At 72.2% G+C, this 26,007-nt stretch carries 27 protein-coding genes; 14 read left to right on the top strand and 13 right to left on the bottom strand.

The genetic code is table 11. The features are described from left to right. The first annotated feature begins 167 nt into the window (after window positions 1–167). Together OHA89_RS25245 and OHA89_RS25240 are read left to right on the top strand one after the other, a co-directional pair. Window positions 168–1,319: an alpha/beta hydrolase gene (locus tag OHA89_RS25245; protein ID WP_406368584.1), complete on the top strand. Its 1,152-nt coding sequence runs from the start codon at window positions 168–170 to the stop codon at window positions 1,317–1,319. Between the two features lie 75 nt (window positions 1,320–1,394). Next, window positions 1,395–2,249, top strand: a complete 855-nt coding sequence (locus OHA89_RS25240; protein WP_266609814.1) for a DUF4429 domain-containing protein — start codon at window positions 1,395–1,397, stop codon at window positions 2,247–2,249. A gap of 23 nt (window positions 2,250–2,272) precedes the next feature. On the opposite strand, the gene OHA89_RS25235 is transcribed toward OHA89_RS25240, so the two are convergent. Both OHA89_RS25235 and OHA89_RS25230 read right to left on the bottom strand, forming a co-directional pair. Further along, window positions 2,273–3,307, bottom strand: a complete 1,035-nt coding sequence (locus OHA89_RS25235) for an aldo/keto reductase (protein ID WP_406367175.1) — start codon at window positions 3,305–3,307, stop codon at window positions 2,273–2,275. Next, a complete protein-coding gene (locus tag OHA89_RS25230; protein WP_251064184.1) occupies window positions 3,304–3,696 on the bottom strand; it encodes a MerR family transcriptional regulator in 393 nt (130 codons plus the stop codon). The genes OHA89_RS25235 and OHA89_RS25230 overlap by 4 nt, the downstream gene beginning before the upstream one ends. 52 nt (window positions 3,697–3,748) lie before the next feature. Here OHA89_RS25230 and OHA89_RS25225 point away from each other — a divergent pair, with 52 nt between their 5' ends. Continuing rightward, window positions 3,749–4,561 carry a serine hydrolase domain-containing protein gene (locus OHA89_RS25225; protein WP_406367173.1) on the top strand — a complete coding sequence of 271 codons (813 nt, stop codon included), beginning with the start codon at window positions 3,749–3,751 and terminating at the stop codon, window positions 4,559–4,561. Here the strand turns inward: OHA89_RS25225 and OHA89_RS25220 are convergent. Further along, entirely contained in the window at window positions 4,558–5,229 is a 672-nt protein-coding gene (locus tag OHA89_RS25220; protein WP_215140922.1) for a pirin family protein, read from the bottom strand. The genes OHA89_RS25225 and OHA89_RS25220 overlap by 4 nt on opposite strands. A gap of 81 nt (window positions 5,230–5,310) precedes the next feature. On the opposite strand from OHA89_RS25220, the gene OHA89_RS25215 reads away from it, so the two are divergent. The 5 genes from OHA89_RS25215 (at window position 5,311) to OHA89_RS25195 (ending at window position 10,225) form a co-directional block, all read left to right on the top strand. Next, window positions 5,311–6,528 carry a CdaR family transcriptional regulator gene (locus OHA89_RS25215; RefSeq protein WP_215140921.1) on the top strand — a complete coding sequence of 406 codons (1,218 nt, stop codon included), beginning with the start codon at window positions 5,311–5,313 and terminating at the stop codon, window positions 6,526–6,528. An 89-nt stretch (window positions 6,529–6,617) separates the two neighbouring features. Beyond that, on the top strand, window positions 6,618–7,550 hold the full coding sequence (locus tag OHA89_RS25210) for an ACP S-malonyltransferase (RefSeq protein ID WP_266609807.1): 933 nt from the start codon (window positions 6,618–6,620) through the stop codon (window positions 7,548–7,550). 19 nt (window positions 7,551–7,569) lie between these two features. Beyond that, the gene (locus OHA89_RS25205; protein ID WP_215140919.1) at window positions 7,570–8,574 is read left to right on the top strand and encodes a ketoacyl-ACP synthase III; all 1,005 of its coding nucleotides are present in this window, start codon (window positions 7,570–7,572) and stop codon (window positions 8,572–8,574) included. A 57-nt stretch (window positions 8,575–8,631) separates the two neighbouring features. Further along, window positions 8,632–8,880, top strand: coding sequence for an acyl carrier protein (locus tag OHA89_RS25200; RefSeq protein WP_215140918.1), 249 nt, complete (start codon window positions 8,632–8,634; stop codon window positions 8,878–8,880). Between the two features lie 79 nt (window positions 8,881–8,959). After that, a complete protein-coding gene (locus OHA89_RS25195; protein ID WP_215140917.1) occupies window positions 8,960–10,225 on the top strand; it encodes a beta-ketoacyl synthase in 1,266 nt (421 codons plus the stop codon). Window positions 10,226–10,279: 54 nt separating this feature from the next. Here OHA89_RS25195 and OHA89_RS25190 read toward each other — a convergent pair whose 3' ends face one another. Then, entirely contained in the window at window positions 10,280–10,774 is a 495-nt protein-coding gene (locus tag OHA89_RS25190) for a DUF3145 domain-containing protein (protein ID WP_069920163.1), read from the bottom strand. Window positions 10,775–11,023: 249 nt separating this feature from the next. Between OHA89_RS25190 and OHA89_RS25185 the strand changes: the two genes are divergently transcribed. After that, window positions 11,024–11,920: an SGNH/GDSL hydrolase family protein gene (locus OHA89_RS25185; RefSeq protein WP_406367170.1), complete on the top strand. Its 897-nt coding sequence runs from the start codon at window positions 11,024–11,026 to the stop codon at window positions 11,918–11,920. Window positions 11,921–12,029: 109 nt separating this feature from the next. On the opposite strand, the gene OHA89_RS25180 is transcribed toward OHA89_RS25185, so the two are convergent. Further along, window positions 12,030–14,468, bottom strand: coding sequence for a beta-glucosidase (locus tag OHA89_RS25180; protein ID WP_406367169.1), 2,439 nt, complete (start codon window positions 14,466–14,468; stop codon window positions 12,030–12,032). 158 nt (window positions 14,469–14,626) lie between these two features. Here OHA89_RS25180 and OHA89_RS25175 point away from each other — a divergent pair, with 158 nt between their 5' ends. Beyond that, window positions 14,627–15,205, top strand: a complete 579-nt coding sequence (locus OHA89_RS25175; RefSeq protein ID WP_215140914.1) for a TetR/AcrR family transcriptional regulator — start codon at window positions 14,627–14,629, stop codon at window positions 15,203–15,205. A 34-nt stretch (window positions 15,206–15,239) separates the two neighbouring features. Next, window positions 15,240–15,956, top strand: a complete 717-nt coding sequence (locus OHA89_RS25170) for a carbon-nitrogen hydrolase family protein (RefSeq protein ID WP_266609797.1) — start codon at window positions 15,240–15,242, stop codon at window positions 15,954–15,956. A gap of 9 nt (window positions 15,957–15,965) precedes the next feature. On the opposite strand, the gene OHA89_RS25165 is transcribed toward OHA89_RS25170, so the two are convergent. The 3 genes from OHA89_RS25165 to OHA89_RS25155 form a co-directional block, all read right to left on the bottom strand. After that, window positions 15,966–17,552: a DUF2142 domain-containing protein gene (locus OHA89_RS25165; protein ID WP_406367167.1), complete on the bottom strand. Its 1,587-nt coding sequence runs from the start codon at window positions 17,550–17,552 to the stop codon at window positions 15,966–15,968. A 13-nt stretch (window positions 17,553–17,565) separates the two neighbouring features. Further along, window positions 17,566–19,248: a hypothetical protein gene (locus tag OHA89_RS25160; RefSeq protein ID WP_406367165.1), complete on the bottom strand. Its 1,683-nt coding sequence runs from the start codon at window positions 19,246–19,248 to the stop codon at window positions 17,566–17,568. Between the two features lie 199 nt (window positions 19,249–19,447). After that, window positions 19,448–19,786, bottom strand: a complete 339-nt coding sequence (locus tag OHA89_RS25155) for a helix-turn-helix domain-containing protein (RefSeq protein WP_215140910.1) — start codon at window positions 19,784–19,786, stop codon at window positions 19,448–19,450. A gap of 96 nt (window positions 19,787–19,882) precedes the next feature. Here OHA89_RS25155 and OHA89_RS25150 point away from each other — a divergent pair, with 96 nt between their 5' ends. After that, window positions 19,883–20,773 (top strand): NAD(P)-dependent oxidoreductase, encoded by an 891-nt coding sequence (locus OHA89_RS25150; RefSeq protein WP_266609793.1) that lies wholly within the window; start codon window positions 19,883–19,885, stop codon window positions 20,771–20,773. Here the strand turns inward: OHA89_RS25150 and OHA89_RS25145 are convergent, their stop codons facing one another. The 3 genes from OHA89_RS25145 to OHA89_RS25135 form a co-directional block, all read right to left on the bottom strand. Continuing rightward, window positions 20,774–21,574 carry an EI24 domain-containing protein gene (locus OHA89_RS25145; RefSeq protein WP_257556485.1) on the bottom strand — a complete coding sequence of 267 codons (801 nt, stop codon included), beginning with the start codon at window positions 21,572–21,574 and terminating at the stop codon, window positions 20,774–20,776. It abuts the gene before it with no gap. 82 nt (window positions 21,575–21,656) lie between these two features. Further along, window positions 21,657–22,079 carry an organic hydroperoxide resistance protein gene (locus OHA89_RS25140; protein ID WP_406367162.1) on the bottom strand — a complete coding sequence of 141 codons (423 nt, stop codon included), beginning with the start codon at window positions 22,077–22,079 and terminating at the stop codon, window positions 21,657–21,659. A 64-nt stretch (window positions 22,080–22,143) separates the two neighbouring features. After that, window positions 22,144–23,166 carry an NADP-dependent oxidoreductase gene (locus OHA89_RS25135; protein ID WP_215140906.1) on the bottom strand — a complete coding sequence of 341 codons (1,023 nt, stop codon included), beginning with the start codon at window positions 23,164–23,166 and terminating at the stop codon, window positions 22,144–22,146. A 96-nt stretch (window positions 23,167–23,262) separates the two neighbouring features. Between OHA89_RS25135 and OHA89_RS25130 the strand changes: the two genes are divergently transcribed. Next, entirely contained in the window at window positions 23,263–23,685 is a 423-nt protein-coding gene (locus OHA89_RS25130) for a MarR family winged helix-turn-helix transcriptional regulator (protein ID WP_215140905.1), read from the top strand. Between the two features lie 118 nt (window positions 23,686–23,803). On the opposite strand, the gene OHA89_RS25125 is transcribed toward OHA89_RS25130, so the two are convergent. After that, a complete protein-coding gene (locus tag OHA89_RS25125) occupies window positions 23,804–24,277 on the bottom strand; it encodes a hypothetical protein (RefSeq protein WP_406367160.1) in 474 nt (157 codons plus the stop codon). 201 nt (window positions 24,278–24,478) lie between these two features. Here OHA89_RS25125 and OHA89_RS25120 point away from each other — a divergent pair, with 201 nt between their 5' ends. Beyond that, window positions 24,479–25,096, top strand: coding sequence for a hypothetical protein (locus OHA89_RS25120; protein WP_406367159.1), 618 nt, complete (start codon window positions 24,479–24,481; stop codon window positions 25,094–25,096). Here OHA89_RS25120 and OHA89_RS25115 read toward each other — a convergent pair. After that, window positions 25,093–25,803, bottom strand: coding sequence for a triacylglycerol lipase (locus OHA89_RS25115; protein ID WP_266609788.1), 711 nt, complete (start codon window positions 25,801–25,803; stop codon window positions 25,093–25,095). The genes OHA89_RS25120 and OHA89_RS25115 overlap by 4 nt on opposite strands. Between the last annotated feature and the right edge of the window lie 204 nt (window positions 25,804–26,007).

Genomic DNA, 26,007 nt, shown 5'->3' with positions numbered 1-26,007 from the left:
CGTCGGCGCGGCGGCACCCGGTCGGCCGTGAGACCCGTCACCCGGCGCGCCCCGGCCGGAAGAGGTCTCCTACGCTGGTCCCAGTGAACCTGTCCGGCCATGCCCTCCCCACCGCCCACGGCGCCGACCCGCGCCCCGCCGTCCTGCGCACCCTGCTCGCGCTGGCGGTGGTCTTCGTCATGCTGGCGACCACCGGCTGGACGGCCGTGCACCGCCCCGAGGGCGGCACCCCGCTGCGCGCCGCGGCTCTCGCCGCCTGGGCACAGGCCCGCATCGGCGGCCGCCCGGTGCCACCCGCCGACGCCCCCGCACGGACGGTGGCCCGCTTCTTCGACGGGCTCGACGGGGCCCAGCGGGCCCGGCTCGCCGACGGCTACCCCCTCGTCGTGGGCAACCTCGACGGGGCCCCCGCCGCCACCCGCTACCGGGCCAACCAGCGCGGCCTGGAGCAGGCCGGCCAGGTCGAGAACGCCCGCAGCCAGGACGTCGCCCTGACCCCGGCCGACCGGGCCGCGGCCACCCGTCGCGCCCACCGCTTCGCCTCGCTCACCGAGCCCGGCCGGCAGATCCTCGCCTTCGACCCCACCGGCGGCGGCCTCGTCGCCGAGGTGTTCGGCGACCTCGACCTGGCCCGCCGGGTCTCGGTGGTCGTCCCCGGCGTCGACACCGACGTGGTCACCTTCGAGCGCACGCAGCGCCGCTTCACCGCCCCGGTCGGCATGGCCCGGTCCCTGTACGACGCCCAGCGCGCGGCCGACCCGGACGGCCGGACGGCGGTCATCGCCTGGGCCGGGTACAACGCGCCCACCGGGGTCGGCATGGACGCCGCCACCGGCCGCATGGCCTTCGACGGCGCCGTCCGGCTCAAGTCCCTGACCACCGCCCTGCCCGGGGACTCCCGCGTGGCGCTGTTCTGCCACAGCTACGGATCGGTGGTGTGCGGGGTCGCCGCGCACGAGCTGCCGGACCGGGTGACGGACGTGGTGGTGGCGGGCAGCCCCGGGATGCGCGCTTCGAGCGTCGCCGGACTGCACACCTCGGCCCGGGTCTGGGCCACGCGGGACGAGGGCGACTGGATCGCGGACGTACCGCACCTGGAGGTCGGCGGGCTGGGCCACGGAGCCGACCCGGTCTCCCCGGAGTTCGGCGCGCGGCTGCTGTCCTCGGCCACGGCCAAGAGCCACACCGGCTATTTCGCGCCAGGGACCGACTCGGTGGACAACTTCGCCAAAATCGGAACCGGTGCATTCGGTTCCGTTGTGTGCGCGACCGGGGACGACGCCTGCCGAGACGGTATTTCCGGCGCCGAGGGGGACTGACGCGCGTAGAGGCCCGGAAAGTGGGCCTCGCATCGAGGGGGACGCGCGAGGGCGCCTCCCTTTACCATGTGGCACATGGGTGACGTACTGGCCGGAAACCATGCCGTCTGGGAGTTCGACTCGGACTCGGTGCTCATCCGCTTCGCACGGGGGATAAGAACGCCGAGGGCGCCGAGACTTTTCCATGCCCTCGGCGAGCGCCGGATCCCCCTGGAAGCGGTGTCCGGGGTGACCGTGAGCGCCGGGAAGCGGGACACGGTGGTGCTGCGTGCCGTCCCGCGGCCGGGCGCGGATCCGCTGATGGAGGCCGCCGCCGGGCAGTTGAAGGAGGCCTGCGACCCCTACCGGCTGGTGCTGCCGGGCGAACGGGCCCCGTACGCGGCCGCCTTCGCCGACGCGCTGCGCTCCCGGCTCGGCCCGGAGGCCGCCGAGCCCGCCGCGCACTTCCTGGTCGACGTCCCGCAGCCGCCGCTCCAGCTGAAGGCGTACGACGCGCGCGTGGCCTTCGACGGCTCGGCGGTCACCTTCCACTGGTCCCGTACGGGCGCCACCAGCACCAAATGGAAGGCGGGCGACCAGCGTTACCCGCTGGCCGCCCTCGCCGGCGTGGAGTGGAGCTCACCGGACGGCCCCGGCGGCCACCTGCGGCTGCTGCTGCGGGAGCCCCGGCTCACCGCGGCCGACCCCCGTCCGAGCCACGATCTCGCGGCGGCCGTCTTCGGCATGGGGTACGGGGCGGTGCACGAGTCGCTGCCGTTCGCCGCGGCCGTCCTGGCCGCCCTGCGCGGCCGCACCCCGGTCGCCGCCGTCCCCCGGCCCCGGCCGTCCGACGACCGGCTCGAGCACCTGAGCGAGCTCCACTGCGCGGGCCTGCTGACGGACGCGGAGTACGTGACCCTGCGGGACCGGTTCACCGCGGAGCGGCCCTGAGCCCCGACCCCGCTCCGGTCCCCTCAGACCTCGCGGGACGCCGAGGTGAAGGTCATGTCCGGGTAGCGGTCCCCCGCGACCCGGGACGCGATCGGCTCCAGCAGCTCCAGCTCCGCCGCCGTCAGCGTGATCCGCGTCGCCGCCGCGTTCTCCCGCAGCCGCGTGGCCTTGCGGGTGCCCGGGATCGGGACCACGGTCAGCCCGTGCACCCGCGCCCGCTGCTGCACCCAGGCCAGGGCGATCTGCGCCGGGCTCGCCCCGTGCGCCTCGGCGACCTCCCGGACCGGGGCCAGCAGCGCGGCGTTCGCCTTCGCGTTGTCGCCGGTGAACCGGGGCTGCCGGCGGCGGAAGTCCTCGGCCGCCAGGTCCGTCGACGCGTCGGTGAAGGCCCCCGTCAGGAAACCCCGGCCCAACGGTGAGTACGGGACGAAGGCCACGCCCAGCTCGGCCGCCGCGCCCACCGCGCTGCGCTCCACGTCCCGGCTGAACAGCGACCACTCCGACTGGAGCGCCGCGATGGGGTGCACGGCGTGCGCCTCGCGCAGTTCCGCGCCGGTGACCTCGCTGAGCCCGAGGTGGCGCACCTTGCCCTCCCGCACCAGCTCCGCCATGGCGCCCACCGACTCGGCGAGCGGCACGGCCGGGTCGCGCCGGTGCATGTAGTACAGGTCGATGACCTCCACGCCGAGCCGGCGCAGGCTGTCCTCCACCGCCTGCCGGACGTAGGCCGGGTCGTTGCGGACGCCGCGGTAGCCCGGGTCGTCGCTGCGCTCTATGGCGAACTTCGTCGCCAGGGTGATCTCTTCGCGGTGCGCGGCCACGAAGGGGGCGAGGAACTCCTCGTTGCGCCCCCGCCCGTAGACGTCCGCGGTGTCGATGAGGGTGACCCCGGCGGCCAGCGCCGCCTCCAGGGTCTCGCGCGCCGCCGCCTCGTCGGTGTCCCCGTAGAACTCGCTCATGCCCATGCAGCCCAGGCCCTGGACGCCGACCAGCGGGCCGCCCTTGCCGAGTTCGGCCTGCTCGATGGGGGAGCCGTCATACTCCGAAATGACTGTCATGACTGCGCCTTCCCCGCGACCGCGTTCGTCGCATAGAAATCGATCTTGTAGTCCAGTACGGCGAGCGCGTCCGTCAGCTCCGAGATCCGCGCCCGTACGTCGCGGCGCGTCCGCTCCAGCAGCTCGCGGCGTTCGCCGAGGGTGTGGTCGCCCTCGCGGACCAGTTCGGCGTACCGGACCATGTCCGCCACCGACATCCCGGTAGCGCGCAGCTTGCCCACGAAGGCCAGCCAGTCGAGGTCCTTGTCGCTGAACCGCCGCTGGCCCGAGTGGGAGCGGTCCACGTGAGGCATCAGGCCGATCCGCTCGTACCAGCGCAGCGTGTGCTGGGTCAGACCGGTCCGGGCCTCGACCTCGCTGATCGTGTACCGCGTCTGCGTCAGACTCATGGCCCACACGCTAAAACCCTTGAGTGCACTCCAAGCAAGTAGGCTCGACGCCATGCAGAGCTTGCAGATCATCGAGAACTGGCCGGTGCAGACGGCCGCGGCTGCCGTCGTGCGCGCCGACGGCAGCCTGGCCGGCTCCCACGGGCCCGTCGGCCACCGCTTCACGCTGGCCTCGGTCACCAAGCCGCTCGCCGCGTACGCGGCCCTCGTCGCGTACGAGGAGGGGGCGATCGAGCTGGACGAACCGGCCGGGCCCGAGGGGTCGACGGTCCGTCACCTGCTCGCGCACACCAGCGGGCTGGCCTTCGACGAGCACCGGGTGAGCGCCCCGCCCGGGCAGCGCCGGCTGTACTCGAACGCCGGCTTCGAGGTGCTCGGCGACCACATCGCCAAGGCCACCGGGATCCCCTTCGCGGAGTACCTGCACCAGGCGGTGTGCGAGCCGCTGGGCATGACGTCCACCACCCTGGAGGGTTCGCCCGCCAAGGACGGCGTGTCGACCGTCTCCGACCTCGTACGGTTCGCCGCCGAGCTCCAGGCGCCCCGGCTGCTCGACGTCCGCACGGTCGCGGCGGCCACCTCCGTCGTGCACCCCGGCCTCAAGGGCGTCCTGCCGGGCTACGGGCACCAGTCGCCCAACGACTGGGGTCTGGGCATGGAGATCCGCGACGGCAAGTCCCCGCACTGGACGGGCGCTTCGTCCTCCCCGCGCACCTTCGGCCACTTCGGCCAGTCCGGCACCTTCCTGTGGGTGGACCCGGACGCCCGCGCCGCGTGCGTGGCCCTGACGGACCGCGCGTTCGGCCCGTGGGCGGTGGAGGCCTGGACCCCGTTCACCGACGCGGTCCTCGCCGAGCTCCGCTAGCCCTGGGCGGACTCACCCGGCAGTTCCCAGATCAGCAGCTCGCCCGGGGACCCGGCGACGATCTCCAGATCCTTCTCATCGGTGATCCGGACCGCGTCCCCCGGGCCGAGTTCCTGCCCGTCCAGCCGCAGGTCCCCGCGCACCACGTGCAGGTACACCCGCTCCGCCGCCGGTACGGGGACCCGCTCGCCCGCGCCCGGCCGCCGGACGTGCAGCACGGCTCCGGCCGCGGGGACCGCGTAGGGCGTGCTGTCGGCGATGCCCCGGATCACCTCGTACGAGGGGTCGCCGCCCGGGGTGAGCGGCGCGAGCCAGGTCTGCACGAAGCGCAGCCGCCCGCCGCCGTCGTTGCGCTCCACGTGCCGCGCCCCGGATCCGGCGCTGAGCCGCTGTACGTCGCCGGGCCGGACCAGGCCCTCCTCGCCGGTGTCGTCCCGGTGGGTGAGCTCGCCCTCGACCACCCAGGTGACGATCTCGGTGTGGCTGTGCGGGTGCTCGTCGAATCCGGCGCCCGCGGCGAGGGTCTCCTCGTTGCAGGCCAGGACCGGGCCGAAGCGCAGGTTGTCCGGGTCGTAGAAGGACCCGAAGGAGAAGGCGTGCCGGGTGGTGATCCCGGCGGCCGGTTCCCCGCCCTCGTACCGGTCGGAGCCGCGCCGTACATCAATCATGGAGGCCACCGTAGCCCCCGCGTGCGCGGCGGGCATGGGACCGGACTCCGCGCAGCCGTCCCGATAAGGCAGTCTTGTCACGTGCCCCAACCCGAACGTGAGCATTCCCCCGCGACACACGCCGCGCATCCCGCTCCCGCCCATCCGCACACCGCGACGCTGCGCCGACTGGAGAAGTCCTCCGGCCGGCTCGCCGCCAACGCGATCGCGCGCATGGACGAGACCCTGCCGTGGTACCGGGCGATGCCCCCGGAGAACCGGTCCTGGATCGGCCTGGTCGCCCAGGCCGGCATCGCCGCGTTCACGGAGTGGTTCCGGCACCCGGAGACCCCGCAGGCGATCTCCACCGACGTGTTCGGGACGGCTCCGCGCGAGCTGACCCGGGCGATCACTCTGCGCCAGACCGTCGAGATGGTCCGCACCACGATCGAGGTCATGGAGACGGCGATCGAGGAGGTGGCGGCCCCGGGCGACGAGCAGATCCTGCGCGAGGCGCTGCTCGTGTACGCCCGGGAGATCGCCTTCGCGACGGCCCAGGTGTACGCGCAGGCCGCCGAGGCGCGCGGGGCGTGGGACGCGCGGCTGGAGTCGCTGGTCGTCAACGCGGTGCTGTCCGGTGAGGCCGACGAGGGTGCGCTCTCGCGGGCGGCGGCGCTGGGCTGGAACTCTCCGGAGCACGTGTGCGTGGTGCTGGGCACCGCGCCGGAGGGGGACAGCGAGCTGACGGTCGAGGCGATCCGGCGGGCGGCCCGGCACCACAAGCTCCAGGTCCTGACCGGGGTGCTCGGCGACCGCCTGGTCGTCATCGCGGGCGGCAGCGACAACCCGATGCAGGTGGCGAAGTCCCTGATCGGACCGTTCGCGGCCGGTCCGGTGGTGGCCGGCCCGGTGGTGTCCGACCTGCTGAACGCGACGAAGTCGGCGCAGGCCGCGGCGGCCGGGCTGAAGGCCTGCACGGCGTGGCAGGATGCCCCGCGCCCGGTCCTGGCGGATGATCTGCTGCCGGAGCGGGCGATCGCCTCGGATCCCGCCGCCCGGGACCAGTTGGTGGAGGAGATCTACAGACCGCTGGAAGAGGCGGGCTCGGCGCTGCTGGAGACGCTGAGTGTCTATCTGGAGCAGGCGAGCAGCCTCGAAGGGGCGGCCCGCATGCTGTTCGTGCACCCGAACACGGTGCGCTACCGGCTGCGACGTGTGACCGACGTCACCGGCTGGTCACCCTCTGATGTCCGCTCGGCGTTCACGCTGCGGATCGCCCTGATTCTGGGGCGTCTGGCCGACGGCGACAGCCAGTCCTAGACTTTTGTCGGACATCAACAATTACCCCGACGGTTCTTCGTCCCTGTCCCCACGGGCGGCAGGGACCATCCACAAGAGAGAGTGTGAGGGTGCTCGTACTCGTCGCTCCCGGCCAAGGCGCTCAGACGCCCGGCTTCCTGACTCCCTGGCTCGACCTTCCCGGTGCCGCTGACCGCGTCGCCGCCTGGTCGGACGCCATCGGGCTCGACCTTGCCCACTACGGCACCAAGGCCGACGCGGACGAGATCCGCGACACGGCCGTGGCCCAGCCGCTGCTGGTCGCGGCGGGTCTGCTGGCCGCCGATGCCCTGCTCACCGTCAACGGCACCGGCCGTTCGGCCTTCGGTGCCGTCGCCGGCCACAGCGTCGGTGAGATCACCGCCGCCGCGTACGCCGGCGTCCTGTCCGACGCCGACGCGCTGTCGTTCGTCCGTACGCGCGGTCTGGGCATGGCCGAGGCCGCCACCGTCACGGAGACCGGCATGGCCGCGGTCCTCGGCGGTGACCGTGACATGGTCGTCGCACACCTGGAGAAGATGGGGCTGACCCCGGCCAACATCAACGGCGCGGGCCAGATCGTGGCCGCCGGCACCGCCGAGCAGATCGCCGCCCTGGTGGCCGAGAAGCCCGAAGGCTCCACGAAGGTCGTCGCCCTCAAGGTCGCGGGCGCCTTCCACACGCACCACATGGCCCCCGCGGTCGCCACGCTGGAGAAGGCCGCCGAGGCCCTCTCTCCGGCGGACCCGGCGCTGAAGTACGTCTCGAACAAGGACGGTCTCGTCGTCACCAAGGGCGCCGACGTCGTCGCCCGCCTGGTCGGCCAGGTCGCGAACCCGGTCCGCTGGGACCTGTGCATGGAGACGTTCGCCGAGCTGGGCGTCACGGGGATCATCGAGCTCTGCCCCGGTGGCACCCTGACGGGTCTGGCCAAGCGCGCGCTGAAGGGCGTACCGAACGTGGCCCTGAAGACCCCGGACGATCTCGACAAGGCCGCGGCGCTCGTCGCCGAGCAGACGGTCTGAGAGAAGGAGCCCACACAGCATGTCCAAGATCAAGCCGGCCAAGGGCTCCCCTTACGCCCGCATTCTCGGTGTCGGCGGCTACCGCCCGACCCGTGTGGTGCCCAACGAGGTCATCCTCGAGACGATCGACTCGTCCGACGAGTGGATCCGCTCCCGTTCCGGCATCGCGACCCGGCACTGGGCCTCGCCCCAGGAGACCGTCGCCGCGATGTCGGTGGAGGCCTCCGGAAAGGCGCTGGCCGATGCCGGTGTCTCCCCCGAGCAGATCGGGGCGGTGATCGTCTCCACGGTCTCGCACTTCAAGCAGACCCCGGCCATCGCGACGGAGATCGCGCACCGGATCGGCGCGGTCAAGCCCGCCGCCTTCGACATCTCCGCGGGCTGTGCCGGTTTCGGCTACGGCCTGACCCTGGCCAAGGGCCTGGTGGTGGAAGGTTCCGCCCAGTACGTGCTCGTCATCGGCGTGGAGCGGCTCTCGGACCTGACCGACCTGGAGGACCGCGCGACGGCCTTCCTGTTCGGCGACGGCGCCGGTGCCGTGGTCGTCGGCCCCTCGGACGAGCCGGCCATCGGCCCCACGGTGTGGGGTTCGGAGGGCGACAAGTCCGAGACCATCAAGCAGACCGTGCCGTGGGACGAGTTCCGCAGCAAGGACAGCGCCGAGAAGTTTCCGGCCATCACGCAGGAGGGTCAGGCGGTCTTCCGCTGGGCCGTCTTCGAGATGGCCAAGGTGGCCCAGCAGGCGCTCGACGCCGCCGGGATCACCGCGGACGACCTGGACGTCTTCATTCCGCACCAGGCAAACATGCGGATCATCGACTCGATGGTGAAGACTCTGAAGCTGCCGGAGCACGTCACGGTCGCCCGTGACGTGGAGACCACCGGCAACACCTCGGCCGCCTCGATCCCGCTCGCTATGGAGCGGCTCCTGGCGACCGGAGCGGCGAAGAGCGGCGACACCGCGCTCGTCATCGGCTTCGGGGCGGGACTCGTCTACGCCGCGACGGTCGTTACCCTCCCCTAGGACCGGGAACCACATTCCGATCCTGCTTTACCCAGTTACCCAGAGAAGGAGCGCCACATGGCCGCCACCCAGGAAGAGATCGTCGCCGGTCTCGCGGAGATCGTCAACGAGATCGCCGGCATCCCCGTCGAGGACGTCCAGATCGAGAAGTCGTTCACCGACGACCTCGACGTCGACTCCCTCTCCATGGTCGAGGTCGTCGTCGCCGCCGAAGAGCGCTTCGACGTCAAGATCCCGGACGAGGACGTCAAGAACCTCAAGTCGGTCGGCGACGCCGCGAGCTACATCCTGAAGCACCAGGCCTGAGCCTGACGAGCGTTTGTCGCCACCTGGCGGTGGCGCCGTGACAATTCAGCACCCCCTGAGACGTGGAGAAAGAATTCCTGTGAGCCCGACCAATCGCACCGTGGTCGTCACCGGTATCGGCGCAACCACTCCGCTGGGTGGCGACAGCGCTTCGACCTGGGAAGGTCTGCTCGCCGGCCGTTCCGGCGTAAAGCCCCTGGAGGGCGAGCGCTTCGCCGAACTCCCGGTCCGCATCGCCGCGCCGGCCGCCGTGGACCCGAGCGAGGTCCTGCCCCGGCCGCTGGCCCGCAAGCTCGACCGCTCGGCGCAGTTCGCCGTCATCGCGGCCCGGGAGGCGTGGGCCGACGCCGGCTACACCGCCCCTGCCGGTGAGGACGGCCCCATCGCGCCCGAGCGCCTGGGCACCGTGATCGCCTCCGGCATCGGCGGCGTGACGACCCTGCTCGACCAGTACGACGTGCTGAAGGAGAAGGGTGTGCGCCGGGTCTCCCCGCACACCGTCCCGATGCTCATGCCGAACGGCCCGTCCGCCAACGTCGGCCTGGAGGTCAACGCCCAGGCGGGCGTGCACACTCCGGTCAGCGCCTGCGCGTCCGGCGCCGAGGCCATCGGCTACGCCATGGAGATGATCCGCAGCGGCCGTGCCGACGTGGTCGTCGCGGGCGGCACCGAGGCGGCGATCCACCCGCTGCCGATCGCCGCGTTCGCCAACATGATGGCGATGTCCAAGAACAACGAGAACCCCGAGCAGGCTTCCCGCCCGTACGACAAGGCCCGTGACGGCTTCGTCCTGGGCGAGGGCGCGGGCGTCGTCGTCCTGGAGTCCGCCGAGCACGCCGCCGCGCGCGGCGCCCGGGTCTACTGCGAGGTGCTGGGCCAGGGCCTGTCCGCGGACAGCCACCACATCGCGCAGCCGGAGCCGACCGGCCGCGGTGTCGCGGCCGCGGTGCAGAACCTGCTCGACAACACCGGGCTCGACAAGGCCGAACTGGTCCACCTGAACGCGCACGCCACGTCCACCCCGCAGGGTGACACGGCCGAGCTGAAGGCCCTGCGCAAGGTGCTGGGCGAGGACCTCGACCACATCGCGATCTCCGCGACCAAGTCGATGACCGGTCACCTGCTGGGCGGTGCGGGCGGCATCGAGACCGTCGCGACCGTACTGGCGCTCTACCACCGGCTGGCCCCGCCGACGATCAACGTCGACGACCTCGACGACGACATCGACGCGGACATCGTGCGCGGCGAGCCGCGCAAGCTGCCTGCCGACGGCCCGATCTCCGCGATCAACAACTCCTTCGGCTTCGGCGGCCACAACGTGACGCTCGCGTTCCGTACCGTCTGACGCACGTACGAAGGGCCCCGCCCGGCAATTGCCGGGCGGGGCCCTTCGCGTGTGTCAGACCACCTGGTGGAGCCAGCGGACCGGGGCGCCCTCGCCCGCGTAGCGGAAGGGCTCCAGTTCGTCGTCCCAGGGCTTGCCGAGCAGCTTGGCGATCTCCGCCTCCAGGTCGGTCTCGCCTCGGCCGGACCGGGCGAGGGCGGCGCGCAGCCGGTCCTCGGGGATCAGGATGTCGCCGTGCATGCCGGTGACGGCGTGGAAGATGCCGAGCTCCGGGGTGGAGCTGTAGCGCTCGCCCTCGGCGGTCGGACAGGGTTCCGCGGTCACCTCGAAGCGCAGCAGGTGCCAGCCGCGCAGCGCGGAGGCGAGTTTCGAGGCGGTGCCCGCCTCGGCCTGCCAGGAGAACTCGGCTCTCCAGGTGCCCGGGGAGGCGGGCTGCCTGATCCAGTCGAGGTTCACCCGCACCCCGAGCACGCCCGCAACAGCCCATTCCACGTGCGGGCAGAGCGCGCGCGGTGCGGAATGCACGTACAGAACTCCACGTGTCGTCACCGGGACCTCCAGTGTGGGACGAGGTCGGGAATAAACTCCAGAAAACGGACAGTATGTGACGTGATGTAATGTAACGGAAATTATTTGACATTGCGCTACGGGACCTGCGGCCGAAACGCCACGGGAAAAAGCTACCGTGCGTCAGGGGTCATGGTGTGACGTACGGTCGCTCCAAGGCCGGTAAACACAGAGCTTTCACTCAGCAGGACCCCCCGAACGACGCGGGGGTGTCGAGGAGGGGACCATCCGATGCGCACCACCGCTCCGCGCCGCCGCGCGCGCCGGACGCTCGCGGGCGCGGGAGCGGCGGTCGCCCTGCTGGCCGGGGCGCTGACGGGGTGCGGGCCGGGCGACTCGGGTGACGAGGGCGAGCGCGGGGCGCAGGCCGGGCCGCGCTGGAACACGGCGCCCGCCTCGATCGCCGCCGTCGGCGACTCCATCACCCGTGGTTTCGACGCCTGTTCGGTCCTCGCCGACTGCCCGGAGGTCTCCTGGGTCACCGGGAACGATCCGGCGGTCCGCTCGCTGGCCGCGCGACTTCTGGGGGAGGCCGAGGCGCCCGCCCGCAGCTGGAACCTCGCGGTGACCGGCTCGCGGATGGCGGACCTGCCGGGGCAGCTGTCCCAGGCGGTCGCACACAAGCCTGACCTGGTCACGGTCATGGTGGGCTCGAACGACGCCTGCCGGCCCACGACTTCGTCGATGACGCCGGTGGCGGAGTTCCGGTCCGGTTTCGAGGAGGCCCTCGCGGGGCTGCGGGCCTCGTCCGCCTCCACCCAGGTGTACGTCTCCAGCGTCCCGGACCTCCAGCGGCTGTGGGAGCAGGGCAAGGACGACCCGATGGTGCGGAGGATCTGGAGCCTGGGCATCTGCCAGTCGATGCTCGCCGATCCGCTGGCGGCGGGCTCGGGTGCGAAGACCCGGCGCGAGCAGGTGCGGGCACGGGTGGTCGAGTACAACGAGGTGCTCCGCGAGGTGTGCGCGAAGGACGCGCTGTGCCGCTACGACGGCGGCGCGGTCTTCCAGTACCCGTTCTCGGCGGACCAGTTGAGCCGTTGGGACTGGTTCCATCCGGGCAAGGACGGGCAGGCGCGGCTGGCGGAACTGGCGCACCGACAGGTGACGGCGGCGCAGCCGCCACGTTGACGCGACGGACCGGAGGCGGGAGTCAGGGCCCGCCTCCGGTCCAGCTTCAGAGGACGCGACAGGGGTTATTTCCGGCCATTTCGTCCTTACGGCGTGTCGTGACGCTGCGTCACCCGAGGTCGAGCGTGGCCGTCAGCCGTGTGTCGCCGTGCGAGTGGCTCGCGCGGACCTCGTAGGTGCCGCCGATCCGCTGCCAGCCGCGGGCCTCCTCGTCCCAGATCTCGAAGGCCCGGGCGGGCAGGGCGATCTCGGCCTCGACGCTCTCGCCGGGGCCCGCCTCGACGCCCGCGAAGCCGGCCAGCCAGCTCGCCGGGCGCTCCACGGGGTCGGCCACGGGGGCCAGGTAGACCTGGACGACCTCGCGGCCGGGCCGGGTGCCGGTGTTGGTGATGCGGACCCGGGCCGTGGTGGCGGTGACCTCGAGGGACTCGTACGCCCAGTCGGTGTACCCGAGGCCGTGCCCGAAGGGGAAGGCGGGGGTGATGGACCGGGCCTCGTACGCCCGGTAGCCGATGAACAGCCCCTCGCGGTACTCCAGGCGCCCCTCGGTGGGCACGACCTCGGTGACGGGCGCGTCCGCGAACCGCGCGGGCCAGGTGGTGGGCAGCCGCCCGCCCGGCTCTGCGTGCCCGAGGAGTACGTCGGCCAGCGCGGCCCCGCCCTCCTGCCCGGGGAACCAGGTCAGCAGCACGGCGGCGACGTCCTCGCGCCACGGGAGCTCGACCGGGGAGCCGGCGTTGACGACGACCACGGTGTTCGGGTTGGCGGCGGCGACGGCGCGGACCAGGTCGTCCTGACGGCCCGGCAGGTCGAGGTCCTTGCGGTCGAAGCCCTCGGATTCCACGCGGTCGGTGGTGGCGACGACCACGACGGCGGTGTCGGCGGCGCGGGCGGCCGCCACGGCCTCGGCGATGAGCTCCTCGGCGTCGCGCCGCGGTCCGAGGTGCAGCAGCGAGAACATGATCGCCTTGAGCGGCAGCGCGGTCATGTCGGGGACGTGGAAGGTCAGCGAGACCTCGACGGGCTCGCCCTCGGTGAGGTCGATCCGGGCGCGTTCGCTGGGGGCGCCGAAGAAGGCCTCGAAGGGGTCGGCCTCGTTGCCCATCTCCTGGACGCCCTCCCAGAGGGTCCGTCCCCCGACGGCGAGGGTGAAGGCGCCCAGTCCCCGGGTGCCGAAGGCGTGCTCGCCGCTCTCGCGCGGCAGGAAGGTACCGGTGACCTCGATGCTCGCCATGGTCTCGTACGTGGCGCCCGCGGGCAGGTCGTTGCCGATCCACTGGACCTGGCCGGTCGGCAGGCTGCCCTCGCCGAGGACGGCGCCGGAGGCGTCGCGGCAGACGGCGCGGAGCTCGAAGCCCTTTTCGGCGGGGGCGAGTTCGTCGGAGGGGTCGGCGCCGACGGAGTAGGTCAGCGCGCCGTCCGGGAGCGCGGCGGTGAGGCCGTCGAGCGGGGAGACGATCCGCTCGGGAAAGACGGTGGCGGAGCCGCCGCCGAGGACGCGGGCGTCGCGGGCGGCGGCTCCGATCAGGGCGACGGTGCGGCCGGCGGCGTCGAGCGGCAGGGCGCCGCCCTCGTTCCGTACGAGGACGAAGCCGCGGGCCGCGAGCTCGCGGGCCAGCGCCTGGCCGTCGACCGGGGCGGGGGCCTCGGTGACCACGGCGGGGGCGCCCTCCAGGATGCCGACGCGGGCGGCGAGGCGCAGCACGTTGCGCACGGCCTCGTCCACGGCGGACTCGGGGACCTCGCCGGCCCGGACGGCCTCGGCGAGGGCGGGTCCGTAGACGGTCTGCGGGCCGGGCATGGCCACGTCGAGGCCGCCCTCGATGTCCCCGGTGGTGGAGCGGGCGGCCATCCAGTCGGAGACGTTGTAGCCGTCGAAGCCCCACTCGCCGCGCAGGACTTCGTTGACCAGGTAGCGGTGCTCGGTCATCGTCGTGCCGTTGACCTGGTTGTACGCGGTCATGATGCCCCAGGGGTGGGCATTGGCGACGATGGCCTCGAAGGGTGTCAGGTACAGCTCGCGCAGCGGGCGCGGGGCGATGACGCTGTCCCCGGTGAACCGCTCGGTCTCGGCGTCGTTGCCGACGAAGTGCTTGACGGTGGTGCCGACCCCGCCGTCCTGGACGCCGTTCACGTAGCCGGCGCCGACCACGCCGGTGAGGTACGGGTCCTCGGAGTAGCACTCGAAGTGGCGGCCGCCGAGCGGGGAGCGGTGCAGGTTGACGGTGGGCGCGAGGAGCACGTGGACGCCCTTGCGGCGGGCCTCCTGGGCGAGGAGCCGGCCGGCGCGGCGGGCGAGGGCGGGGTCCCAGGCGGCAGCGAGCGCGGTCGGGGAGGGCAGCGCGATGGACGGGTCGTCGGCGGTCCAGCGCACACCGCGCACCCCGATGGGGCCGTCGGACATGACCAGGGACTGCAGCCCGATCTCGGGGACGGCGGGCAGGGACCACATGTCCTGGCCGGCCAGCAGGCGGGCCTTGGTGTCGAGATCCAGCTTGCCGAGCGCCTCTTCTACGACGCTGTTGCGGACCTGATCGGCATCGGTCACGGCCGTGCCTCCTCGTTGAGTGCGATGCGTGCGGTGCGGTGCGGTGCCCCCATCGTGGACCTGTTGCCTGTAGAGCGGTAGGTCTCGTAATCTGTTCGTAATATCCGGATGTCGTACGGTGCTGCGGACAGGCGCGAACGAAAAGGGGTGCCGGGGCGATGGCCAGGGCGAGGAGCGAGGAGCGGCGCGAGGAGATCGTCCGCGCGGCCGTCGAGGTGATCGCAGAGCGCGGCTACCGGGGCGCGTCACTGGGTGCGGTCGCCGAGCGCGTCGGTCTGACCCAGCAGGGGCTGCTGCACTACTTCCCGACCAAGGAGGCCCTGCTGGTCGCGGTGCTGCAGGAACGCGACCGCTGGGACACGGGCGGCGGCTCGCGCGCCTCGGCGGACACCTGGCGCCTGGACCTGCTGGCCTCACTGGTGGAGTACAACGCCATGCGCCCGGGCATCGTGCAGACCTTCTCGGCGCTGCTGGGCGAGAGCGTCACCGACGGGCACCCGGCCCGGGAGTTCTTCACCGAGCGCTACGCCCAGGTCCGCGGCGAGATGGCGGCGGTCCTGCGCGCCGAGTTCGGCGACCGCCTCCCCTCGGGCCTCACCCCGGAACAGGCGGCCCCGCTCCTGACGGCGGTCATGGACGGCCTCCAGTACCAGTGGCTCCTCGCCCCCGAATCGGTGGACATGCCCGCGGCGTTCCGCTCCTTCCTGACCCTGCTGCGGGGGCCCGCGGAGCTCTGACGGCAGCGCCAGGACATCCCCTAGGCTGGGCCGCGTGAAGATCGCCGCAGCTCAGATGACCTGTGTTCCCGCCGATGTGCGGGCCAATGCCGACCGGGCCGCCGGGCTCGCCGTCCGGGCCCGGGAGGAGGGCGCCGGGCTCGTGGTGTTCCCCGAGTTCACGCTCACCGGCTACGAGCTGGACGCGCTGGCCGCCGACCCCGGGCTGTGGACGGCCGCCGACGACCCCCGGCTGGACCCGGTGCGCTCCGCCGGCATCGCCACCGCGGTCAACGTCGCGCTGCCGACCGAAGACGGGCGGCCCGCCATCGCGACGCTGGTCCACGACGCGGACGGCGCGCACGTGACCACGTACCTGAAGCAGCACCTCTTCCGGCACGAGCAGGACGTCTTCCGGCCCGGGGAGCGCGACGGGCGGTTCGAACTCGGCGGGATCCGCTTCTCGTTGGGCATCTGCTACGACAACCACTTCCCCGACCTGCCGGGCCGGGGCGCGGCCGACGGCTGCCGGGTGCACCTCGCCTCGTCCTTGTACGGGACGGGCGACGGCGTCCACGAGCGCGCGACCGTCCATCCGGGGATCGCGAAGGAGCACGGTCTGTACGTCGTCCTCGCCAACCACGTCGGCCCGGCGGGCCCGTGGACCGGCTGTGGCGGCGCGGCCGTGTGGGCCCCGGGGGGCATGCTGCTGGCCGAGGCGGACGACCGTACGCCGTCGGTGGTGACCACCGAGATCGGGGTCACCACCTGACGGGGTGCGTCAGACGGGCTCGGGCACCCGCGAGTGGCGGCCCGGACGCGGGGTGTCCAGGTCCGGGGGCTGCGGCGCGGCGGGCTTGCGGTCCGACACCAGGGCCGCCACCACGATGGCGAGAGCCGCCGCCGTGTACACGCCGGTCCACAGAACCCAGCCGCCGGGCGGGGCCCAGTGCGCGTGGGTCGCCAGCCACGAACCCTTGGTGCCGACCGTGAAGCGGCGCAGCGTCCAGTAGAACGCCGCCCCGTTGGCCAGCGCGAGGCCGGCGACGGAGAAGCCGACCAGCCGTCGCCAGGGGAAGCCCCGCTCGGGGGCGCGCGTGGCGCAGATCAGCACGGCCATCAGCGGCAGGCCGACGGCGAAGGGCAGCAGGTAGCGGCCCTGCCACACCATGCCGATCCGCTCCGCTTCCGAAGCCTGGGCGGCCACCGGGACCAGCACGACGGCCGCCAGCATGCCGAGTACCGCCACCACATCGCGCCTGCGGCCGTAGACCAGCGCCAGCGCGACGAGCGTCCCGAGCACGGCCATCCACACCACGTACATGAAGGCCGGGGCCGGGGTGTCCAGCCAGCCGAAGTACCCGAGCATCTGCTTGATGTAGACCTCGGTGTTGCCGAGGGTGCGCTTCGCGGCCACGCCCGAGGTGAGCGAGTCGGGGATGTCGATCTTCGAGTTGTCCGGGTGCGACGCCGCCCACAGCAGCGCACCGGCCGTCGCGGCGCCCAGCAGGGCCGTCCACATCCACAGGGCCTTGCGGCGCAGCACCGATCCCAGTACTCCGCGCCGCTGCGTCAGCAGCAGGCAGAAGACCACGGCCCCGGCGAACCAGATCAGTCCCAGCGGCCGGATGTTGATCAGCACCAGTCCGCCGATGCCCAGCCGGGCGAGCCGGCGGTTCAGCAGCTGTGGGTCGGGCGACAGCACGATCGACAGCAGGGCCGTCCACACCAGGATCCCGGCGGCGATCTCACCACCACTGGGGTTGACCATGCCGGCCATGTACAGCGTCATCGGCGTGGCCGCTGTGAGCACGCCGATCATCGCCAGCGAGCGCCGCCGCCACTCGGCGGCCGTGACCACCGCGCTGGCCAGCAGGGCCGAGCAGAGCAGCGCCGACACGAAGCGCATCAGGTACAGCCCCTTGGGGCCGTCGACCAGCAGGCTCGGCCAGCCGGTCGCCAGGTAGTAGGCCGGGTGGTAGCGGCCGGCCGCCGTGGTGGCCTGCACGATCTTCTCGGAGTTCCCGAGCGAGGGCGCGCAGGACGCGGGCCTCGACTGGTGCCACGAGTAGCACTCGTGCACCGCGGGCAGGTTCCGGTACCACTCCGGGAGCTGCACGCCGGTCTCGGCGAACTGCCCCTCGATGCCCGCCACCGTGTGCGGAACCATCACCTGGGTTCCGCCGATCTGACCCCTGGCGACGGCAGCGGCACGGATGAAGTGCGCGTGCTCGTCGGGGGAGCTCCCGAGGGGGCTGGCGGCGGACCAGGAGCCCGCGAGCGCGAAGAACAGCGCGAACGCGATCAGCCAGAGCCGCTTGGGTGTTCTGGCCGACCAGTCGGCCAGCCGCGTCAGTGCGGAGATCATCGGTTCCCTCGAGTCATCGGATGAAACTCAGCCAGGTCTGGTCGCCGTCCTTGGAGCAGGTGCCGCCGGGTGCGTACTTCGGGCAGCTCCCGTCCTTCTCGGTGATGGTGTGCGACACCCACGGCAGGATCCGGTAGGTGTTCTCCTTGGCCGGCATGTAGCGGTCGGCCATCGAGGAGGAGACGGTGCCGAGGAGCAGCAGCAGGGCGCACAGGGCTCCGATCACCGCCCCTTCGCGACCGGGGAGGCCGGTGCCCGCCGTACCACCCGCGGCCTCGGACCCGGTCGCCGACTCGGCCCGGCGTGCGGCCATCCGCTGCGAGACCAGGTGCGCGACGAGCGCGCACAGCAGCAGCCCGCAGTAGAGCAGCTGGTTGTTGGTGCGGGTGTACAGCTGGACGGTCTGCGTCTCGTACATGTGCGAGGCGATGTACATGCGCATCACCCACGCGCTGATGAACATGGCCGCGATGGTGACCACCATCGGCTTGCGGATGCCCAGCCAGATCGCGGCACCGAGGCAGACGAAGGTGACCAGGGCGAACAGCCCGACCCCGCCGTACTCGCCGGGCGGCGGCCAGTCCCCCACCTTGCCGGGCATGTCCGTGCGCCACATCAGGTAATACGCCGGGTCGGTGAAGTTGTCGAACCGGAAGTTGTAGTCCTTGGTGGTCTGGCCCTCGGTCAGCATGACCATCAGGTAGCGCCCGGCGACCACGAGGAAGGCGGCCAGGGTGGTGCCGAGGAAGGCCGCGCCCTTGAGCCGGCCGAGCCGGCCGGTCCGCCACGGGAAGTACAGCAGCGCGGCGAAGAACACACCCGCCGCGCTCCACAGGAACCAGCCCGAGTAGGTGAGGAACAGCACGCCGAGCAGCGCACCGAATCCGGCGCCCTTGATCAGGAGCGGCCGCCAGCCCTGCGCGGCGCTGCGGCTCAGCGACACCACCAGCGCCACCAGGACCGGCACCAGCAGGACGAGGACGGTCTGGCTGTACGGCTTGTACGCGTCGATCAGCGCGAAGGCCGGGGCCACTCCGAAGGCCAGGGCCCGGACCGGGCTGAGCAGCATGCGCCAGCAGAGGTAGACCAGCGGGCCGAAGGCGGCGGCGCCGAGGATCTGGAGGTCCTTGAAGGCGTACGCGGTGTTGCCGCCGCGGAACCACTCGGCGTAGTAGCCGAGGGTGTAGAGGGGGGCCGGCGGGTAGACCGGGGAGCCCGAGGGGCGGCCGTTGGCCACCGCGTGGGCCCACTCCACGATGCGGCCGCTGTCGCCGTTGAGGCCGAACATCGGCCAGGGCGTGCCGTGCAGGGCGACGACCGCGCCGGCGGCGACGAAGCCGCTGGCCAGCCCCGCGATGGCGGCGGCGGCGATCCGGACGGTCAGGTTGAAGTGCCGGCCCTTGCGCAGCCGCATGGCCAGCGCCACCGCGGCGATGAACAGCAGGCCGACGAGCGCGAACCGCAGCTGGATCGCGGCGAGGCCGCTGACCTGCGCGATCCGGTCCAGCGGGTCGAGCTTGAAGCCACGGGCCAGCAGCGGGAGCACGAGCGCGGCGGCGAAGGCGACGACGGCTTCGAGGAGCAGGAGCGTGCCTCGGGAGGCCGGCCCGCGCCGGACGGCCGGTATCGGGCGGGCGGGCGCGGCCGGTCCGCCCGGGGGCAGCACGGTGACCGTGCCCTCGGTACTGACTGTCACTGCTGTGTCCCTAACTGCTGGTCGGTCCTCGGCCCGACGGCCGGTCGTTGCTCGGCAAGCCGTTGCCCGACTCCGGCCCCCGCCGAAGCTCCGGGCCAGGGCGAACTCAAGGGCAGTGAGAGACAGCCTTGGCACTTGCTGCCATGCATACTACGGGCCCACCGGGGGTAAAGGGGGGCCCGGAACCGAGGACCGGAGGCTACGCCGAATCCGGAAGAAGGTGCTTCGCACCCCATTGCCCCAGGGCTTCCAGAGCCGTGTTCAGCTCTTGGCCCAGCGGGGTCAGGGAGTACTCGACCCGCGGCGGGACCTCGTCGAAGACCTCGCGGTGCACGATGCCGTCCGACTCCAGCTCACGCAGCTGCGCGGCGAGCACCTTCTCCGAGACTCCCGGTACGAGCCGGCGCAGTTCGCCGAAGCGGCGCTGCGGGCGCTGCTCCAGCTCCCACAGGAGCGAGACCTTCCACTTGCCGTCGATCACCGACATCGCCGCGGCGATCCCGCAGTGATCCGCACCGGGCCTCCGTGTCACCGCCATCGCGCACCCCTCCCACCTGCTCGCTCACCTCGGGGTAACCACCCACTCCAAGGTGCGTACTTGAGCGCCTCACGGCCTGCCACCAGGCTAAACGCCATGACCGACAACACGCCTCAGAACTCGCTCACCCTGCTCGGCCTCGGCGACATGGGCACCGCCCTGGCCCGCACCTGGCTCGCCGCCGGGCACCGCCTCACCGTCTGGAACCGCACCGCCGCCAAGGCCGAGCCGCTGGCCGCCCAGGGCGCCGTCGTCGCCGCGACCCCCGCCGAGGCGGTGGCCGCGAGCCGGCTCGTCGTCGTCTGCCTGCTCGACGACTCCACCGTCGGCTCCGCCCTCGACGGCATCGACCTGACCGGCAAGGACCTGGTCAACCTCACCACCGGCACCCCGGCCGAGGGCCGCGCGCGAGCCGCCTGGGCCGAGGAGCGCGGGGCCCGGTTCACGGACGGCGGCATCATGGCCACCCCGACGATGATCGGGGTCCCGGAGTCCGGCGGCTACGTCTTCTACAGCGGCTCGCGCGACCTCTTCGACACCCACCGGGCGGTACTGGAGGTCCCGGCCGGCGCCCGCTTCGTCGGCGAGAACCCCGGGCACGCAGCCCTGCACGACGTGGCGCTGCTCAGCGCGATGTGGGGGATGTTCGCCGGTATCTCGCAGGCCTATGCGCTGACCGAGGGCGAGGACATCGCCCCGAAGGACCTGGCTCCGCTGCTGTCCGAGTGGCTCGGCGCGATGGGCTTCTTCGTCGGCAACGCCGCCGAGCGGCTGACCTCGCGGGACTTCACCTCGGGCGTGGTCTCCAACCTGGCCATGCAGGTCACGGGCACCGGCACCATGCTGCGCACGGCGGAGGAGCAGGGCGTCAGCACCGAGCTGATCTCCCCGTACGTGGACCTGCTGCGGCGCCGGCTGGCCGCGGACCCGGCCGCGCACGGCGCCGAGGACACGGCCGGGGCGATCACTCTGCTCAAGCGCCCCTGATCACGAGTAAGCGGGCGGCGGCGGTCCGAAACCCGCGGGGGTGGTTTCGGCAGCCGGGGCCTCGTCGGTCCGCAGGAGGTCCCGCGCCATCAGGGTGGCCCCGGCCACCGCGCCCGGCATCAGGAACACCGCGACCAGCGGGACCAGGAACGCCAGCACCAGCGGCACCCCGAAGCCCAGCACCAGCATCCGCCGCGACCGCAGCAGCACCAGCCGCTCGGGCAGGTCCACCTTGCGCCGCTGGAGGGCGACGGCGGTGAGCTCCTGGGTCAGGAAGTACCCGGAGACGCAGAACCCGAGTACCGGGACCACGGTCTGCCCGATCAGCGGGATGAAACCGAGGGCGAAGAGCAGGATCCCGTACAGGAGCACCCGGCCGAGCACCTTCACGCTGTCCCGGGCCGAGACCCACAGCTCCCGCCAGAGCGGAAGCCCGGATTCGGGGACGTCGCCGCCCTCGCTGCGGTCGACGTGCTCCGCGAGGGACTCGTAGAACGGCTGGCCGATCAGCAGGGTCACGGCCGTGAAGGTGATGACGGAGAGGAAGAGCCCGAGGGAGAAGACCAGCCCGGTCAGGAAGCCCCGGAAGAGCCCGAGCCACGGTGAGTCCCAGCCGTCGGCGAAGGGGGTGGCCCAGGCCGTGAAGTCGTCGGCGCCGTAGCCGAGCCCGATCAGCGCGCCCGCGTAGAGGACGAGCGACACCAGCCCGGGCAGCAGCCCGAAGCCCAGCCACCGTCCGTGCCCGAACACCCATCGCTGTCCGGCCAGCAGATACCGGAAACCCCCCGCAAGATCACGCATGGCGCCAGTTTAGGAGGAACACCCCCTAGCGACGAAGGCCGCACCCCGGATCGGGGTGCGGCCTTCGCTGAGCGGTGCCGGATCAGACGGCGAGCTCGACGGTGATGTTGCCGCGGGTGGCCTTGGAGTACGGGCAGACCTCGTGGGCCTTCTCGATGAGGTCCCTGGCGGTGGCGGCGTCCACGTTCGGGATCACGGCGGAGATCTTGACGATCAGGCCGAAGCCCTCGTCGTTCTTGCCGATGCCGACCTCGGCGGTGACCGTGGAGCCGGAGATGTCGGCGTTCACGTTCTTGGCGACGACACCCAGGGCGCCCTGGAAGCAGGCGCTGTAGCCGGCGGCGAACAGCTGCTCCGGGTTGGTGCCGGCGCCGCTGCCGCCGAGCTCCTTCGGCGGGTTCACGACGACGTCGAGCGAGCCGTCGTTGGTGGCGACGCGGCCGTCACGGCCGTTCTCGGCGGTGGCGACAGCGGTGTACGCGACGTCGGACTGCGTGATGGACATGAAGAAAATCCTCCAGGTGAATCGCCGTGACTCGCGCCCACGACCACAGCGGTGTGGGGTGAGCCTAACCGGTGAAAGAAACGATCATCTTTCCGGTGTTCTCGCCGCGCAGCATGCCGAGGAAGGCGGAGGTCGCGTTCTCGACACCCTCGACGACCGTCTCGTCGTACCGGAGTTCGCCGGAGCGCAGCCATCCGGCGACGTCCTGGACGAACTGCGTCTGGAGGCCGGCGTGGTCGTTGACGAGGATGCCCTGGAGGCGCAGGCGCTTGCCGATGACCTGCATCAGGTTGCGCGGGCCGGGGGCGGCCTCGGTGTCGTTGTAGCCGGCGATCGCGCCGCACAGGGTGGCCCTGCCGCCCACCTTCATCGAGGAGATCGCGGCTTCCAGGTGGTCGCCGCCCACGTTGTCGAAGTAGACGTCGATGCCCTCGGGGGCGGCCGCGGGGAGCTGCTCGGCGACGGGGCCGTTCTTGTAGTTGAAGGCGGCGTCGAAGCCGTACTTCTCCGTGAGGAGCGTCACCTTCTCGTCCGAGCCGGCGGAGCCGACCACCCGGGAGGCGCCCTTGATCTTGGCGAACTGGCCGACGAGGCTGCCGACGGCACCGGCCGCGCCGGAGACGAAGACGGAGTCGCCCTCCTTGAAGGAGGCGACCTCGAAGAGGCCGGCGTAGGCGGTCAGGCCCGGCATGCCGAGCACGCCGAGGTAGGCGGAGAGCGGGGCGAGCGAGGCGTCCACCTTGGTGGCGAACTTCGCGTCGAGGTCCGCGTACTCGCGCCAGCCCAGGTGGTGCAGGACGTGGTCGCCGACGGCGAAGCCCTCGGCGGCGGAGGCGACGACCTCGCCGACCGCACCGCCCTGCATCGGCTCGTCGAGCTGGAAGGGCGGGATGTACGACTTCACGTCGTTCATCCGGCCGCGCATGTACGGGTCCACGGACATGTGGAGGTTGCGCACGAGGATCCGGCCGGCGGCGGGCTCGGCGGATACGGGGACCTCGCGCAGGGCGAAGTCCTCGGCGACGGGCCAGCCCTGCGGGCGACGGACGAGGTGCCACTCGCGGCTGACGGCGGGGATCTCAGACATGCGGCGCTCCTGGTAAGAACGAAAATTGCTTCACTAGGTGAAACAACCATGCGCCTGGATATTTCATGTTGTCAAGTAAATGGGTACGCTGGTTCCATGCCCAGTCGTCGCGCAGACCCAGTGACCGTCGAGGTCGTCGAGCTCATCGGCGATGTCGTGGCCCGCTACCACATGGAGTACGAGCACGCGGCCGCCAGCCACCAGCTGACCGGCGCCCAGGCCCGGGTGCTGAACCTGCTGGCCCTGGAGCCGCTGCCGATGCGCCGGATCGCACAGAAGCTGAGGTGCGAGCCCTCGAACGTGACCGGCATCGTCGACCGGCTGGAGACCCGCGGCCTGGTGGAACGACGCCCGGACCCCGCCGACCGGCGGGTCAAGCTGGCGGCCCCCACCGAGGAGGGCATGCAGACCGCGGACCGGCTGCGCGAGTCACTGGACTTCGCGCGCGAACCGCTGGCGGGCCTGTCGGCGGAGGAGCGGACGGCCCTGCGGGACCTGCTCAAGCGGATGCTCGGCTAGTCGCCCCAGCACAGGATGCCCAGAAAGCCGCAGTCCTTGGGCGGCGCGGGCGAAGGGCTCGGTGGCGGTGGCGTCGTCGCGGAACCGCTCGGCGTCGGCTGTCCCGAACCACTCGGCTTTACGGAGCCCCCCGGACCGGGGGTACCGGAGGCCGGTCCCGATGTCGCGGGCGCGGGGGCGGAGGACGCCGGTCCCGGCTGCGTGACCCCCGCGGAGCCCACCCCGGGCCCGCCCGTCTTCGAAGCGGCCCCGGTGGCCTTCGCGGCCGCGGAGGCCTTCCCGGACCCGGCGGGTGCGGGCGCACGGGGGTCGAGGCCTGCGGCAGCGGCGCGGGCTGCTGGGGCCCGTCGTCGGTCAGCACCACCGTGGCGGCCCGGTCGCTGCGCTGCCCCTCGGTGGCCATCCGGGCCACCGCCAGCGTGCCGGCGGTGGCGACCAGCAGCCCGAGCCCCATGGTCAGCACGGTCCGGCGGCGCCTGCGGTGGGTGGCGCGGCGCCGGGCACCGGTCCGGCGCTCGTTCGGCGCGGACAGCACGACGAGGGAGTCCGCGTACACGTCGGCCAACGTGGACTGCGGCTCGGGCTCTGCCACCGCGGCAGCCGGTACCGCGGGCGCGGCAGGCGGCGCGGGCATCAGGTATTCGGCCGGGGTTCCGCACCCGGCGCACGCCAGTGCGCCGTTGAGGTGCCTCCGACAAGCGGGGCAGTAGTTCATAGGGCCCGCAGGCTACGCGGTCCCCGGCAACATCCGGATCCCGGGAACGTAAGGATCCTGTGTGGAATCGTTGACTCCGTGACAGCGAATCCTCCTCCGGGCGTCCGGGGATCCTTCGGGCCGGCCGCCTTCCAACTGGTGCTGCTGCGCAGAATGGCGGACTTCCAGCCGGACCTCGCCGATGAGGCGCGGCGCCGGCTCGGCGCCTCGCTCGCGGAGCAGCGGGAGGCAAACAAACGCTGGCAGGCGATGGTGCTCCCCCAGACTCCGTCCGGGAGGGGCCCCCAGCCCCGCGCCCGCGGGGCCCTGGCCCGCTACCGCTCGGTGCTCGGCCCGCCGGAGTCCGCCGGGCCCCGCAGGATCGGGGACCTGGAGTGCGAGGCACTGCTGTGGGCGGTGCCGCTCTGGCCGGACCTGCGCTTCGAGGTGCTGGCCGCGCCGGACGGTGCGGTGTGGAACGAGTGGCTGGTACGGGCCCCCGGCGCACGGGGACCCGTACTGGAGTCGCCGGACGATCTGCTGCCCTGGTCGGCGACGGTGGACGAGGTGGCGCGGGCCTTCGCGCCGGTGCGGCCGATGGAGGGCACCGCGCCGACCCGCTGGCGCCTCGCGTTCACCGCCCGGGGCAAGCCCTGCGTGGCGGAGTTCACGTACGGCCTGCTCCAGCGGGTCGCCGTGGACGCCCAGACGGGCTAGGCGGCGAGGAAGGCCCGTACGCCCGCCGAGGTTCCGTCGTCGCCGAGCGGGTCGTTGTGCTTGAGGCAGCCGACCGGCGTGTTGGCGGCTCCGGTCAGCGGGACGCTGTCGTCCGGGTTGACGACCTCGTCGCAGTTCGACCAGAAGGTCGCGTACTTCACCGCGCCCGGGGTCTCGTCCCCGCCGTTCAGGTTCTTCACCACGTACGAGCCGGGGGTCATGTCCCGGCATGCCTGGTCCCACAGGGCGCAGGCCCAGGCGGTGGAGGTGCCGCGGTTGGGCCCGGCCAGGGAGACCCAGTGGTCCACGGTGGCCGTGCCGCCACCGAACTTCACGTACCAGCGGCTCACCAGCGAGCCGAAGGAGTGCGCGACGACGTCGACCTTGGCGGCGCCGGTCTGCCGGCGGACCTCGTCGACGTACGCGCCGAACCGCCCCGCGAGGACCTCGTTGACCGACTGGTGGGTGTCGTAGCCCCAGGAGAAGAGCTCCGAGTCGGCGTACCCGGCGGCCCGCAGGTCCTCGCGCAGGCTTCCCCAGACCCCCGGATCGGCGTTGTAGCCGTGCACGAAGATCACCGGATTGCGCGATGACACCTGGTCAGGAGCGAGGCCCGTAACCCGGTCGGCGGCATGGGCGGGGAAGGGCGCCAGCAGCGCCAGGCAGAGTGTCAGGAGTGCCAGCAATCCCTGGCGGGCCGTCAGCATCGGGTCCCCTTTACCTTGTTACGGGCGAGTAGCGCGTGCGGTGCGCGCATGCTGCTGCCTGTCGGTACAGAAATCCACCCCCATGCAGCTGCGAATCGGCCATGCGGCAGCCCCCGGCCGGAGCAGCCCAACAGGCGGATAGCCCCAAATGCCCGGGATGATATGAAAAGCGACCGGCGCCCTGCCGGTCCTCTTGCGTCAGCG

Source organism: Streptomyces sp. NBC_01546 (assembly GCF_045208355.1).
Taxonomy (GTDB): Bacteria; Actinomycetota; Actinomycetes; order Streptomycetales; family Streptomycetaceae; genus Streptomyces.
Note: the sequence above shows the minus strand (reverse complement) of the source record. Positions and strands in the feature narration are given on the sequence as shown.